The 13,426-nt window shown below is 73.9% G+C and carries 15 protein-coding genes; 9 read left to right on the top strand and 6 right to left on the bottom strand.

Features of this window, described 5'->3' with window-relative positions; all coding sequences use genetic code 11:
* Positions 1–335: 335 nt before the first annotated feature.
* Together ACYVG5_RS20995 and ACYVG5_RS21000 are read left to right on the top strand one after the other, a co-directional pair.
* A complete protein-coding gene (locus ACYVG5_RS20995) occupies positions 336–1,856 on the top strand; it encodes a sugar transferase (protein ID WP_246631149.1) in 1,521 nt (506 codons plus the stop codon).
* Positions 1,857–1,897: 41 nt separating this feature from the next.
* Positions 1,898–2,563 carry an arsenate reductase/protein-tyrosine-phosphatase family protein gene (locus ACYVG5_RS21000; protein ID WP_222050708.1) on the top strand — a complete coding sequence of 222 codons (666 nt, stop codon included), beginning with the start codon at positions 1,898–1,900 and terminating at the stop codon, positions 2,561–2,563.
* A gap of 51 nt (positions 2,564–2,614) precedes the next feature.
* Here the strand turns inward: ACYVG5_RS21000 and ACYVG5_RS21005 are convergent, their stop codons facing one another.
* Both ACYVG5_RS21005 and ACYVG5_RS21010 read right to left on the bottom strand, forming a co-directional pair.
* Positions 2,615–3,070 carry a helix-turn-helix domain-containing protein gene (locus tag ACYVG5_RS21005; protein WP_222050709.1) on the bottom strand — a complete coding sequence of 152 codons (456 nt, stop codon included), beginning with the start codon at positions 3,068–3,070 and terminating at the stop codon, positions 2,615–2,617.
* Between the two features lie 97 nt (positions 3,071–3,167).
* Positions 3,168–3,776: an arsenate reductase/protein-tyrosine-phosphatase family protein gene (locus tag ACYVG5_RS21010; protein WP_222050710.1), complete on the bottom strand. Its 609-nt coding sequence runs from the start codon at positions 3,774–3,776 to the stop codon at positions 3,168–3,170.
* A 240-nt stretch (positions 3,777–4,016) separates the two neighbouring features.
* Here ACYVG5_RS21010 and ACYVG5_RS21015 point away from each other — a divergent pair, with 240 nt between their 5' ends.
* Positions 4,017–4,247: a hypothetical protein gene (locus ACYVG5_RS21015; RefSeq protein WP_460683516.1), complete on the top strand. Its 231-nt coding sequence runs from the start codon at positions 4,017–4,019 to the stop codon at positions 4,245–4,247.
* On the opposite strand, the gene ACYVG5_RS21020 is transcribed toward ACYVG5_RS21015, so the two are convergent.
* Together ACYVG5_RS21020 and ACYVG5_RS21025 are read right to left on the bottom strand one after the other, a co-directional pair.
* On the bottom strand, positions 4,213–5,337 hold the full coding sequence (locus tag ACYVG5_RS21020; protein WP_460683517.1) for an LCP family protein: 1,125 nt from the start codon (positions 5,335–5,337) through the stop codon (positions 4,213–4,215). The genes ACYVG5_RS21015 and ACYVG5_RS21020 overlap by 35 nt on opposite strands.
* 82 nt (positions 5,338–5,419) lie before the next feature.
* The gene (locus ACYVG5_RS21025; protein WP_460683518.1) at positions 5,420–5,581 is read right to left on the bottom strand and encodes a hypothetical protein; all 162 of its coding nucleotides are present in this window, start codon (positions 5,579–5,581) and stop codon (positions 5,420–5,422) included.
* 224 nt (positions 5,582–5,805) lie between these two features.
* Here ACYVG5_RS21025 and ACYVG5_RS21030 point away from each other — a divergent pair, with 224 nt between their 5' ends.
* Positions 5,806–7,125, top strand: a complete 1,320-nt coding sequence (locus tag ACYVG5_RS21030; protein ID WP_222050713.1) for a UDP-glucose dehydrogenase family protein — start codon at positions 5,806–5,808, stop codon at positions 7,123–7,125.
* A gap of 10 nt (positions 7,126–7,135) precedes the next feature.
* Here the strand turns inward: ACYVG5_RS21030 and ACYVG5_RS21035 are convergent, their stop codons facing one another.
* Positions 7,136–7,306: a hypothetical protein gene (locus ACYVG5_RS21035; protein ID WP_222050715.1), complete on the bottom strand. Its 171-nt coding sequence runs from the start codon at positions 7,304–7,306 to the stop codon at positions 7,136–7,138.
* Positions 7,307–7,422: 116 nt separating this feature from the next.
* Between ACYVG5_RS21035 and ACYVG5_RS21040 the strand changes: the two genes are divergently transcribed.
* From ACYVG5_RS21040 to ACYVG5_RS21050, 3 genes are all read left to right on the top strand, one after another.
* Positions 7,423–8,157, top strand: coding sequence for a 3'(2'),5'-bisphosphate nucleotidase CysQ (locus ACYVG5_RS21040; protein WP_222050716.1), 735 nt, complete (start codon positions 7,423–7,425; stop codon positions 8,155–8,157).
* A 93-nt stretch (positions 8,158–8,250) separates the two neighbouring features.
* On the top strand, positions 8,251–9,135 hold the full coding sequence (locus tag ACYVG5_RS21045) for a hypothetical protein (protein WP_222050718.1): 885 nt from the start codon (positions 8,251–8,253) through the stop codon (positions 9,133–9,135).
* Positions 9,136–9,225: 90 nt separating this feature from the next.
* Positions 9,226–9,399 (top strand): hypothetical protein, encoded by a 174-nt coding sequence (locus ACYVG5_RS21050; protein ID WP_222050720.1) that lies wholly within the window; start codon positions 9,226–9,228, stop codon positions 9,397–9,399.
* Positions 9,400–9,402: 3 nt separating this feature from the next.
* Here the strand turns inward: ACYVG5_RS21050 and cysC are convergent, their stop codons facing one another.
* Positions 9,403–10,431 (bottom strand): adenylyl-sulfate kinase, encoded by a 1,029-nt coding sequence (gene cysC, locus ACYVG5_RS21055; RefSeq protein WP_246631150.1) that lies wholly within the window; start codon positions 10,429–10,431, stop codon positions 9,403–9,405.
* A gap of 1,153 nt (positions 10,432–11,584) precedes the next feature.
* Between cysC and ACYVG5_RS21060 the strand changes: the two genes are divergently transcribed.
* On the top strand, positions 11,585–12,589 hold the full coding sequence (locus ACYVG5_RS21060; RefSeq protein ID WP_460683519.1) for a hypothetical protein: 1,005 nt from the start codon (positions 11,585–11,587) through the stop codon (positions 12,587–12,589).
* A gap of 182 nt (positions 12,590–12,771) precedes the next feature.
* Positions 12,772–13,426, top strand: a 655-nt coding sequence (locus tag ACYVG5_RS21065) for an AMP-binding protein (protein ID WP_460683520.1), incomplete at its 3' end; no start/stop codon positions are given.

Here is a 13,426-nt window from a genome sequence, read left to right on the forward strand (position 1 = left end):
ATACGGCTACAGCTACGGCTACGACGCCGACCGCACCACCAAGCGCGACTGACCATCGCCCCCGCACGTGGGAGGAAACACGTGTCGGCGCGTCAGGGAACACGCCGCGACTGCGCCTGCGTGTCGCGTCTCTGAGTAATCTTTGACGTGCAGGTAGTGCACCCGTGTTACTCCTGTGGTTCGTGTGACCAACGGTCCTCCCCGCAGGGGTGCCGCTCGATCGGAAGCCCTGGTTAGCTCCTTCCGCCGGTCGCACAACGTGGTCGAACGGATACCGGCTTTCACGATCTAGTTGCGGGTCTGCGCTGCCCGCGGCCAGCTGCACGGGGGTGCGCATGACGATGCTCGGCGAGCGGGACGAGGCCCTTGGCCTCGAACCGGCGACAACGAACCGGTGGCGTCCCACCTTCGCGTCCCGCCTCCGCGGGGAGGGAACCCAGGCACGCCGCGCCTGGCGTGCCGAGTACGTCCGGCGGATCGCCGTTGGCGACGTCCTCTGCGCCCTGGTCGCCACCCTAGCCGGCTCGCTCGTCCGCTTCGGCTCCGACGCGGGGGTGCTGGCCCAGCCGCACCCCTCCCGCTGGCTGATCGCCCTCCTCCCGCTCGTGTGGATCGCCGCCATGCTGGTGGCCCGCTCCTACGAGGAGCGCTTCCTGTGGGTCGGGCCGGACGAGTTCCGGCGGGTGTTCGTCGCCGCCGGCCTGCTGCTGGCCGCGGTCGGCACCGTGTCTTGGGCCTTCCAGCTCGAGCTCGCCCGCGGCTTCGTCGTCGTCGCGCTGCCGCTGGCCACGCTGCTCACGCTGGCGCACCGCTACGGGCAGCGGCAGCGACTGCACCGGCGCCGCTCGGCCGGCCAGTACCTGCAGACCGCCATCGTCGTCGGCCACCGCAACGGCGTGGTCGCCCTCCACGAGCAGCTCGACCGCGAGGCTTACCACGGCTACCGGGTGATCGGCTGCTGCCTTCCGGCCGATGCCCAGGGCGGCCGGACGGCCGCCTTCGACGGCCTGCCCGTGCTCGGCAGCATCGACCAGGTCGTCGACGTCGTCCGCCGGTACGAGGTCGACACCGTCGCCGTGCTGCCGTCGCCGGAGCTCGACGGGCCGGCGCTGCGCCGGCTCGGCTGGGAGCTCGAGGACACCGCCGCGGAGCTGCTGCTGGCGCCGGCCGTCACCGAGATCGCCGGGCCCCGCGTGCGGATCCGCCCGGTCTGCGGGCTGCCGCTGCTGCACATGGAGCGCCCCGAGCTGCGCGGCATCCGCCGGCTCACCAAGGAGACGTTCGATCGCGCCGCGGCCAGCCTCGGCATCCTGCTGATCCTGCCGGTACTGCTCGCCCTGGCGCTCGCCGTCGGGCTCACCAGCCGCGGCGGCGTGTTCTACCGGCAGGAGCGGGTCGGCCGGGACGGGCGGACCTTCGGGATGCTGAAGTTCCGCAGCATGGTCGCCGGCGCCGACCGGATGGTCGACGACCTGGCGCAGCAGACCGACGGCAACGGCGTGCTTTTCAAGATGAAGGGCGACCCGCGGGTCACCCGCATCGGCGCCGTCCTGCGCCGCTACTCCCTCGACGAGCTGCCGCAGCTGCTCAACGTGCTGCGCGGCGACATGTCGCTGGTCGGGCCCCGCCCGCCGCTCGCCGCCGAGGTCGAGAGCTACGGCTACGACATGCACCGCCGGTTCCTGGTCAAGCCCGGCATCACCGGCCTCTGGCAGGTCAGCGGCCGCTCCGATCTCTCCTGGGACGACTCGGTGCGCATCGACGTGCGCTACGTGGAGAACTGGTCGCTGGCCTACGACTTCATGATCCTCTGGAAGACGTTCGGCGCCGTGTTCCGCGGTGCCGGTGCGTACTGAGCCGCCCTGCCCGGTCTCCGCTACCGGGGGACACTGAGGTCGTGGCTCGGCACTGGTCTCCTGACCCCGTCTTCACGGTGCTCTTCGTGTGCACCGGGAACATCTGCCGGTCCGCGCTCGCCGAGCGGCTCGCCCGCGCCTACCTCGACGAGGCGCTGGGCGACGAGGCGGGCGCCATCCGGCTGATGAGCGCCGGCACCCAGGCCGTGGTCGGCGACGGCGTGCACCCCGACACCGCGCTCGTCCTCGCCGGCTTCGGCGGCGACCCGGCCGGCCACACCGCCCGCCAGCTCGTCGACGACATGGCCATCGACGCCGACCTCACCCTCGCGCTCACCCGCCAGCACCGCCGGGTCGTGCTCAAGGCCGCGCCCCGCGCCCTGGCGCGCACCTTCACCCTCCGCGAGGCGTCCGATCTGGTCGCACTGGTGGGGGAGGACGTCGACCTGCCGGGCGACACCCTCGCCGAGCGGTGCCGCTCCCTGGTCAAGCAGCTGGCGGCCACCCGGTCGCGGCGCAGCAAGGACGCCGACGACGACATCCCCGACCCGATCGGCGAGTCACCGGAGGTGCAGCAGCAGGTCGGCGACCTCATCGTCGAATCGCTGGTGCCGCTGCTCGACCGGCTGGTGTCGCTCCGCACGCCGGCGTCACCGGCCGCGGACGGCTCCCCGGGCCGGCGGTCCCGGCTGCACCTGGCGTCCTAAGCCCGCAGCGCGTCGACGGACTCGACGAGGCCGCGGACTGCGAACGCCACCTCAGAAGGTGCCCATCTCCTGGGACATGCCGGTCAGGTCGTTGGCCACCTCACGGCGGCGCAGGTCGTCCTTGCGCTTGTAGGCCAGAAGCGACTCGGCCTTGATCCGCCGGTGCTTGCCGACCCGGCGATACTCGATCTCCTCGGTGTCGAGCAGCCCGATCAGGAACGGGCGGGAGACGTTGAGCATGTCGGCGGCCTGCTGGGTGGTGAGTTCGGTGTGCGAGGGGACCAGGGCGACGCCTTCGCCCTTGGCCATGTGGTCGAGGATCCGGGCGAGCGATTCGATCGCCGAGCGGGGCACGGTGAGCGACTCGCGGTGCTCGTCATCGACAACCAGCCGCACGGTGTCGTGGCCAGGGTGATTGAGCAGGTAGTCCTTGACCTGGGGCGCGGCTGCAACAGCGGCGCTGACGTCGGCCTCGTCTGGGCGCGCAGCATCAAATAGCGAAGTCACGGGATCCTCCTGAGAGCTCCCAGACACGCGGGAGCAAGAGAAGTATCCGCAATAGGCGAAATATTCGCAACGGCGGTGCGCTCGAAGCCGGCGCGCGTCACGAGGCCGTCGCGGCGGCGGCCGGAACGGCACCCGACCCCAGCAGCACCGCCGCCAGCGGGTGCAGGTCGCCCGCGATCCGCTCGGCGGTCCGGCGGTGCTCCTCGAAGCGGCGCCCGATCGGGTCGCGCACGTCGTCGGAGTCGCTGACCCGGCGCCGGGCCCGCGCGGCGTTCAACCGCACCGCCAGCTCGGCGGCCCGCTGGTCGAGCGGCAGGTCGGCGATCCCGCGCGGGTCCGCCAGCCCCAGCAGCGACGCAGCCTCGGGCAGCGTGAACGTGCGGCGCAGCGCGCGGGGCGCGTGCGCCAGCACCTTCTTCCGCTGCCACCGCGACATGGTCAGCACCAGATCCGCGTCGGCCACCTCGGCCGGGTCCAGCGCCCGGGAGCGGTGAGCGCCCAGCGTCTCGGGGTCGCCGCCGGCCGCCAGGGCAGCGCGCAGGCTGTCGGCGTCCATCGGGTGCCCGTCCGGCGCCTCCACGCCGGCGCTGCCGACCAGCACCGCCGAACCCTCCGGCCCGAGGTCGCGCTGCGCCCAGGCGGACAGCAGCCCGGCCGCCATCGGAGAGCGGCAGAGATTGCCCGTGCACACGATCAACAGCCGCATGGGACGACGGTAGGAACGAAATCGTCCAGAAACCCCGGGCGCGCGGGCGCCGTCACCCCAAGGAGGCACCGGCGCTCCGGGAGAACGATCGCACCGCGCAGGGTCGCCGTCGCCGCGAGTCAGACCGGGCCGACGCCGCCCGCCGTCGGGCGTCGTCGCGCGCCGGATCCCCTTGTCGCCGGTACCGGGGCCGTGGAACCTCACCGCCCGTCGGTAACGGTGCGACCGAGGGCGATCCGGATGGCGTGGTGGGGCTGGCTGCTGGTGGCGTGGGCCGTCGTCGCCGTGCTGTTCGCCCTCGGGCTGGGCGCCGCCGCGCGCACCATCGCGCGCGAGGAACGGGCGGCCGCAGCCGAACCGGCCGCCCCGCCGGCCGAGCCGGCCGGCGACGACCTGCCGCCCGCCGCCCCGGCGGCGGTGCCGCGGCGGCCGTGCCTCAGCGCGGGACTTCGGGCAGGGCCTCGTCGCTGAACTCGTCGGCGTTCTGGCCGAGCGAGTCGGTCTGCAGGTAGCCCCACATGCGGGCACCGGCGGTGGCGTCGAGGTAGACCACGCTGGCCGGCCCCTCCCGCCCGGTGCCCAGCACCGGGGCGGTGAAGAACTCCACGGAGTCCGGCGTCAGCCCGCGCAGCGAGTAGGCCAGGCCCGCCAGGTCGGTGTTGCTCAGCCCGTCGTCGACGGCGACGGCGCTGGTGACCGCCAGCAGCGTGCTGTCGAGCTTGCCGGGGCTGGTGAACACCTCCTGGCTGAACAGCTTGCCGAACATCGACCGCAGGTAGTTCTGCTGGCGGCGCACCCGGTCGAAGTCGCCGCCGGCCAGGTCGTAGCGCTGCCCGACGTACCACCGCGCCTCCGCACCCGACAGGTGATTCACCCCGGCGGTGAAGGTGTACGGCCCGTTGCTGGTGGTCTCGGCGACCACCACGTCGACCCCGCCGAGTGAATCGGTCACCTGGATCAGCCCGTCGAAGTCGATCGCCGCGTAGTGGTCGATCCGCACGCCGGTCAGCTGCTCGACCGTCTGCACCAGCAGCGCCGGCCCACCGAACGCGTACGCCGCATTGATCTTGTTCCGGCCGTGGCCGGGGATGTCCACCCACGAGTCGCGGGGGATCGAGACGACCTGGGCGTGCTCCCGGTCGGCGGAGAAGCGGGCGATCATGATCGCGTCGGACCGGGCGTCGGGCAGCTCGCCGGGGGCCACGTCGGCGCGGGTATCCGAGCCGACGAGCAGGAACGTGACCGGGTCGGCGGTCGCCTCCGGCTGCGCGACCGGCGACGGCGCCGCCGGGCGGGCCGTCTGCTCCAGCTCGGCGAACACGTCGCCGACCCGCTCGATGTTGCCGCCGTACCGGTTGCCCAGGAACCAGAGCCCGCTGCCGACGACCAGCGCGAGCACCACGCCCAGCACGCCGAGGACGATCAGCGTGCGGCGCAGCCGGCTCCGCCGGGGAGCTGCGCCCTCCGGCCGGGCGTCGTCCCCGGGTTCCGCGGCGTCGGCCACCCGGTCGTCGGTCCCGGTCTTGGTCTTGGTGCGGTCGCCCGGCTGCCCGTCGCTCACGCCGTGCTCCCGTCGTCCGTTCGTAGCCGTCGCCCGACGGTAACCGCGCGCGAGCGACGGTCCCGGCGCGCTGGGACGGGCGTCACCCGAAGGGGCGCCGGAGTTCGGAGTGGCCCGGCGCGTCGGCGAGCTCGTGCCGCGCGCCGCACCCGGGGCACTCCGCGTACCGGTGCACCCGGGGATCCCAGCCGGGGCGCAGCCAGGCCAGGCCGCGCCGCACGTTGCTCGACTCGAGAAGGGGCATGGGGCCGGTACCGCACAGGGCGCAGGCGTCGTCGGTCGTCCCGATCGAACGTCGTCTCCTCCGCGTCATCCCTCCATGATGCTGCAACGAAACGGTCACGTCCGGTGACGTTCGCCCCAATCGCGGTACCCCTCGGCGGGTGAGGCCCGGTGGCGGCGGCCGAACCGGGCCTCCTACGGTTGGCCGACGAGGCGCCGCCGTGGGGCCCGACGGGGAGACGACGCATGAAGATCTCGGTCATCGGCTGTGGCTACCTGGGCGCGGTGCACGCCGCCTCGATGGCCGAACTGGGTCACGACGTCGTCGGCATCGACGTCGACCGGCCGAAGGTCGAGGCGCTCGCCCAGGCCACCGCCCCGTTCTACGAGCCCGGCTTCGAGGAGCTGCTCGCCCGCACGCTGGCCACCGGCCGGCTGCGGTTCAGCGCCGACATGGCCGACGCCGCGGACGCCGTGCTGCACTTCGTCTGCGTGGGCACCCCGCAGAAGCGCGGCGAGTACGCCGCCGACCTGCGCTACGTCGAGTCCGCCGTCGACTCGCTGCTCGCCGTGCTCAAGCCCGGCGACCTGGTCGCCGGCAAGTCCACCGTCCCGGTCGGGACGGCGGCCCGGCTGGCCGAGATCGTCCACGGCAAGGTCCCCGGCGCGATGCTGGCCTGGAACCCGGAGTTCCTCCGCGAGGGCTTCGCCGTCCAGGACACCCTGCACCCCGACCGGCTGGTCTACGGCCTGCCGGCCGCCCCCGAAGGGGATACCGCCCGCGCGATCCTCGACGAGGTCTACGCCAGCATCGTCGCCGCCGGCACCCCGCAGGTGATCACCGACTACGCCACCGCCGAGATGGTGAAGACGGCGGCCAACTCCTTCCTGGCCACCAAGATCTCCTTCATCAACGCGATGGCCGAGCTGTGCGAGGCCACCGGCGCCGACGTGAAGCAGCTGGCCGACGCCATCGGGCACGACGACCGGATCGGCCGGAAGTTCCTCAACGCCGGCCTCGGCTTCGGCGGCGGCTGCCTGCCCAAGGACATCCGCGCCTTCATGGCCCGCGCCGGCGAGCTGGGCGCCGACCAGGCGCTGACCTTCCTGCGCGAGGTCGACAACATCAACATGCGCCGCCGGATCCGGATGGTCGAGCTGGCCCGCGAGGTCTGCGACGGGTCGCTGCTCGGCAAGCGGGTGGCGGTGCTCGGCGCGGCGTTCAAGCCCGACTCCGACGACATCCGCGACTCCCCGGCGCTCAACGTCGCCGCCCAGCTGCAGCTGCAGGGCGCGGTCGTGCAGGTCACCGACCCGGCCGCGGGCGACAACATCCGCCGCAGCTGGCCGCAGCTCGACGTCGTCGACACCGCCGAGCAGGCCGCCGACCGCGCCGACGCCGTGCTGGTGCTCACCGAGTGGAAGCAGTACCGCGAGCTCGACCCGGTCGCCTTCGGGCAGCTGGTGAAGCAGAAGCGGGTGCTCGACGGGCGCAACGCCCTCGACCGCGACCGGTGGCTGGCCGCCGGCTGGAGCTACCGGGCGCTGGGCCGCCGCGCGGGCTGAGCCGCCCGGTTCAGAAGCCGGTGCGGACGACGCCGCAGCGGCAGCGGTACAGCGAGCCGGCGCTGAACACGTCGTCGCCCACCCGGGAGAAGCGGTGCACGTGCAGCAGGCTCGGGCGGGCGCCGACTACGGCCCGGCCGTCACCTGCCCGGGTGACGGGGCCCCCGGAAGTGGTGTTCACACCCGCCAGTGTGGGCGAGGTGTGCCCGCACCGACACCCGGAACGGTGTCCGCGGCGGTGAGTCCGGTCACCCGGTCGGGGATCATGGGCCGCCCACCCCGACGGGAGACGAGCTGTTGACTGCCACCGATCACGAGACCGCCGGCGCGCTGGCCACCGCCGCCGGCGCGCTGCTGCTCGCCGTGCGGGACCGGTCCTTCCCGGACGCCGCCGCCCGCAAGGCCGCCGGCGACGCCGAGGCGCAGGCCTTCCTCGCCGAGCAGCTGGCCGCGCTACGGCCGGACGACGCCGTGCTCTCCGAGGAGGCCGCCGACGACCCCATCCGGCTGGTCTCCGGCCGGGTGTGGATCGTCGACCCGCTCGACGGCACCCGCGAGTTCTCCGAGCCCGGCCGCGCCGACTGGGCGGTGCACGTCGCGCTGTGGCAGCGCGGCGAGCTCACCGCCGGCGCCGTCGCGCTGCCCGCCGAGGGCGTCACCCTCACCACCGGGCAACCGCCCACCGTGCCCACCCGCCCGGACGGCCCGCTGCGGCTGGCGGTCAGCCGCAGCCGCCCGCCGGCGCTGGTGCAGGACCTCGCCGCCCGGCTCGGCGCCGAGCTCGTGCCGATGGGCTCGGCCGGGGTGAAGACGATGGCCGTCGTGCGCGGCACCGCCGACGCCTACGTGCACGGCGGCGGCCAGTACGAGTGGGACTCCGCCGCGCCGGTCGCCGTCGCCCGCGCCGCCGGGCTGCACACCAGCCGGCTCGACGGCTCGCCACTGCGCTACAACCAGCCCAACCCCTACCTGCCCGACCTGCTCGTCTGCCGGCCCGAGCTGGCCGACCAGCTGCTCGCCGCGCTGAGCTGAGCCGTCACCCGTCCGGGCGGACATCCCGCTCGGACGGGGGACAGCGGGCCTCCCGACCTCAAGCGGGGCCCGCCGACTGCCGATGACGGAGTCATGGCGTGGTGGGGATGGGTGCTGCTCGGGTGGGCCGGCATCTCGGTGATCGTGGCTCTGCCGTTGGGCATGGTCATCCGGGAGGCCGACCGCCGCGAGCTCGAGACGGCGGAGGGCTCGCTGCCGCACCCGGCCGCGGCCTTCGCCGCCGACGTCGCCGCGAAGAAGGCGGCCCGCCGGCGCATCCCCGTGCCACCCATCGCCGTCACCCTGGCCGGCATCGGGGTCACCCTCGAGGCCGTCGGCTTCGTCGTCCGCGCCGCCGGGCTCGACCGGGCCGGCCAGCTCTGGTCGATGGACCAGCCGATGTCCGTGCCCCGCCTCTACGTCACCGCGCTGTTCGTGGCCGCCGCCGCGGCCGCGTTCCTGGGTGGGTCCCGCGCGCCCGGCCGCCGCGCCTGGTGGGTGGGCGTCGGGCTGGTCGCCGTCGTCGTCGCCGAGGTCAAGGGCGGCGGCACGGTGCACGTCCGCGCGCTCGAGACGCTGGGCGTCGCCGGCCGGCCGGTCGTCGCCGCGATCGGCAGCGCCGCCGTGGCCGCCGTCGTCCTGGGCACGCTGTGGTGGCTCAGCCGCACCGAGATCCGCGACCGCCGCCGGGTGCTCGGCGCCTTCGCCCTCTACGCGGTGGCCTCCGTCGGCCTCTCCGCCGTCTCCACCGGCCTCGGGCAGGCCCGCGGCCCGGCCTGGGCGGCCGCGGCCACCTTCGTCGAGGAGAGCGGGGAGGTGCTCGGCGCCGTCGCGGTGCTGATGGCGGTGCTCGTCGGCGTCGCGCCGCGCCTGGTGCTGCCCGCCGCGTGGCCGCTGCGCCGCACCGCGGACGCCGAGACCGTCGACGCCCCCGGCACGCTGCCGGTGTGGGCGCCGGCGCAGAACCGCCTCCGCTGAGGAACTCCTGGGACGGATCGCAACCGACTCGTCATGATCGGTCCGGCCGGTTGCCTTCAGTGACGGTCTGATCGCCGATAGCTTCTTGCCATGGCAGCTTCCACGAGCACCAGCGCCCCGGCGGAGCACGACGCCGCCCTGTCCCTCGCCGACGCCCTGCAGTCGGGCTTCGCCGCGCAGTGCGCCGGCCACCAGCGGCGCGCGGTGCGGCCGCAGCCCGCGGAGCCGGTCGAGACCGAGCACGCCCTGGCGGCCGTCTCCTGACCCTCAGGCGAGCAGCCGCTCGAGCACTCGCCGGGCGCTCTCGTCGACGCCCGACGACCGGGTGTCCAGGGTGATCTCGGCGTCGTCCGGCTCCTCGTACGGGTCGCTGATGCCGGTGAACTCCGCGATCTCCCCGCGGCGGGCCTTGGCGTAGAGGCCCTTGCGGTCGCGGGCCTCACACTCGGCCAGCGGCGTGGCCACGTGGACGAGCACGAAGGAGCCCGGGCCGGCCTGCGCCTCCACCATCCGGCGGGCGTCGGCCCGGGTGGCCGCGTACGGCGCGATCGGCGCGCACACCGCGATCCCGCCGTGCTTGGCGATCTGCGCGGCCACCCAGCCGATCCGCCGCACGTTGATGTCCCGGTCGGCCTTGGAGAAGCCCAGCCCGGCCGACAGGTGGGTGCGCACCTCGTCGCCGTCCAGCAGCGTCACCGTGCGCCCGGACTCCAGCAGCAGCTCGACCAGCCGGCCGGCGATCGTCGACTTCCCGGCGCCGGACAGCCCGGTGAACATCACGGCGAGCCCGCCGGTGCGCGGGGGCACCGGATCGACCCGGCTGCCCAGCAGCCGGCCGCCGTAGGCCGCGGCCAGCACCGACCAGGCCACCTCCGGCCGCGCCGCAGTCACCGGCACCGGGACGACGAGCGGGTGCCGGCCGGGCGTGGCCCGCGACCAGGCCGCGGCCGCACCGGAGATCGCCGCGGAGTCCGGGGCCGAGCCGGCCACCGGCAGCAGCACCAGGAGCTCGGCAGGGAGCTCGGCGACGTCGTGCGGCGGTGCTCCCACCCAGACCGCCGGCTCGGCCCACCCGCGGGCGCTGAGCTGGTCGCGCACCGCGGCGGGGGAGCGCCAGCGGGGAATCCCGCGCACCGCGATCCGGTCGCCGTCGCGGGTGGCCACCAGGACACCCTCGGCGTCCTCCAGCTCGTCTGCTGCGGGCAGCAGCCCGGGCACGGGTGCGGCCAGGCCGAAGCCGGTGCGGGCCAGGGCGGCGAGCTGGGCATCGGTCAGCCGGGAGCGGATCGGGGGCATGTGACCAGTCTGGCAAGGTGCCGCGCACCGGCCGGGAGCAGGCCGGGGTGACGTGCCCAGCCTCGTTACCTGGCTGTGACGAGGACGTTGCGCGCTTGTTGCGCAGAGTTACGAATGGGGCACTCGATGCTCAAACTACTCGGGGTGTCATGGGTAAGCCGCGCGCAACCTAGGTAACACATGGTGATCACCGGTCAATCCTCCTAGCCTCGCCCGAGTGAGTGTCACCGGTTCGGGGAGAGGCGGCCAGTCACTGGCTGTGCTCGGCCGGGCCTGGTCCCGACGTCTGTCGACCTCGGCGTTCCTCCTGCTGGGTACCGGTGTGATCGCCGTTGCAGCCGCCGACTCGGCGGCTGCGGACGGCGTTTCCCCAGTTGAGCCGGCTATTTCCGCGATCTCGGCCGTCGGCCCGGTCGACGAGGTCGCCGATGACGCGCCTTCCTCCGCCGAGGGCCCGCCCAGCGCCTCCCCAGTTCCGGAACCTTCGAGGTCCGACGACGTCACAGAAGGTGACAGGAGACCGGTTGGGGGCGACGCCGACGAGGCGCCCTCGGCCCCTGAACCGGCTCCGGCTCCTGAACCGGCTGCTGCTCCCGAACCGGCTCCTGCATCTGAACCGGCTCCGGCTCCGGCTCCGGCTCCGGCTCCGGCTCCGGCTCCCGCTCCGGCTCCTGAGCCCGCCCCGGTTCCAGTGGCCGATCCGCAGTCCGCACCGACCCCGGCTCCGGCTCCCGCGCCCGCCCCGGCTCCGGAACCAACCCCGGCTCCTAAACCGGCCCCGGCTCTTGAACCGGCTCCGGCTCCTGCGCCCGCCCCGGCTCCGGTGGTCGATCCGCAGTCCGCGCCGACGCCATCCCCGGCTGCACCGGCACCCGACCTGCCGGCCCATCCGGGGAACGACGGCGACGACCTCCCCGCGCCGAGCGACGCTCCGGCGGCCGACCCGACCGGCGAGGACGACGCTCCTGAAGGCCCCGGCGACGGCATCGTCTGCACCGACGGACGCCCGCTGGGCGCGCACCCCGACCACGACCACCGGGTCGACCGCTGGCTCGGTTCGGGCCGGAACACCGTCACCGAACTGCTGTTCGCCGAGCGCTGGGCGCACGAGTGGGAGCACTTCGGCTGCGCCGGCGACGTGCTGGCTCTCCCGGTGAGCGATCCATCCGCTGTGCCCGAGCCATCGGCGGACCAACTGCCGGTGCCGGTCGACGGCAGCGATCCGGCCCCGGTGGCCGAGCCGTCCGCCGTGCCGGAGCCGTCCGGAGTGCCGCCGGTGCCGGTCGATGCGGCGACTCCGGTCGTCCCCGAAGGAACGGGGACGCCGCCGGAGAGCGACGCTGAGGAGCTCGCACCCGGGCCGGCAACGGGCACCGACGACCCGTCCCCCGCGGCGGCATGTCCGGCGGCGACGGTCGACGGTGCGGCCCAGCTGGGCGCCGGGTCCGCTCGGACGACGCCGGGCGATCCGGCGGAGGGGCCGTCCGGGGATGACGACGCCAGCGGTCCGGAGGGCTGTCACCCGGAAGCCGCCGATGCCTCCCCGACACGGCCCGCCGCGTCGCAGCCTGCAGGGACACGTGCCGCCGACGACGATGTCTGCACGGCAGCGTCCCCCACGCTCGCGGCGGCTTGCCTGCCGGGCGCTGGAATGTCGACCGACGTCTCCGACCTCATCGCTGCCTGCCAGTCCGCAAGCCGAACCGCTACGGCCGCCGCGGGTTCGACCCCGTCTGGGACGTCGTCCTCGACGGCAGCGCGCGCTGCTCCGCAGCAGGTCTCCGATGTCGAGCAAGGCAAGGGCGACCGCATCGGTTCCCGCCCGGCAGGACCGTGGACCCAGGGGTCGCACGGCCATGGCCAGTCCGACGAACTGAACCCCGATCCCGTCCGCAGCAACGGTGCGCCGCTGCACCACGATCCCCAGCCGGAGCCCCTCGCCCCGATGCCCCCGCCTCCTCCGGTACCGGCGAGCTCGGCCTCGGCGGCGGGAGCGCATGCGGGTGGCCCCTCGACCGGCGAGAAGCAGGCGATGCCGAAGGCGACGCTGGCGCGGTCCGACGTGATCCAGCCGGCCGACTTCGGTGTTCGGATCACTGACGGCGACACCGGGTTCGTCATCGGCGGCGCCTCCGATTCGGGCTTCCGGCCCGACTGAGCCGGCACCTCCGGCCTCTTCCAGCTCGGACCAGGGCGGGCCTTGCCCGCCGCCGAGGTGTCGTCGCCTTCCTGCTCGACCCCGCCTGAATCGTCGGCGCTGTGGTCGCAGCAGCACACCTCATCAACCCGTGCGCTGGTGCCCTCGTGAGCACCGCGCGCCATCCGCAAAGGAAACGCGTCATGAGCAGAACCATGAGAAACGGGCAGGGAACGAATCACATGGTGGGCGCGACGGGAGGGTCTGCCGCACGGCCGACCGTCACGGACGGCGCGGGCCACGACGGCTCGGCTCCCGGCGCGACGACCACCGGGGGCGCGTCCAGAGCCCAGCGCACCCCGCTGCCGCGCAACTTCGTGGTGGATTCCGTGTCGCTGCCCGAGGTGCACTACCGCCTCCACGACAACCTGGTCGAGGAGTTGTCCGGGCACGTTTCCGGCTGCACCCGGTTGAGCCGGTTTTTCGAGCGGTCGTGTGACAGCCACCCGTCGGGGACGGCGTTGGAGTGCGAGGGGGAGCGGATCTCCTACGCGGATCTGGATGCTCGGGCGAACCGGTTGGCGAATCTGCTGATGGCTCGTGGTGTGGGTACCGGGATGCGGGTCGGGATCTTGTTGAACCGGTCGGTGGACACCTACGTCACCCTCCTGGCGGTGACGAAGACCGAGGCGACGTTCGTGCCGATCGACCCGGCCAGCCCGGCGGACCGGCTGCTGTACGTCGCCGAGGACGCCGGTCTGGGGCTGCTGGTGACGACGACGGGGTTCGCGGCTTCGTGTGCTGCGTTGCCGTGTGGGGTGCTGGCGTTGGATGAGGTGGGGCCGGAGTTGGCGATGC

Source organism: Modestobacter lapidis, from assembly GCF_054780755.1.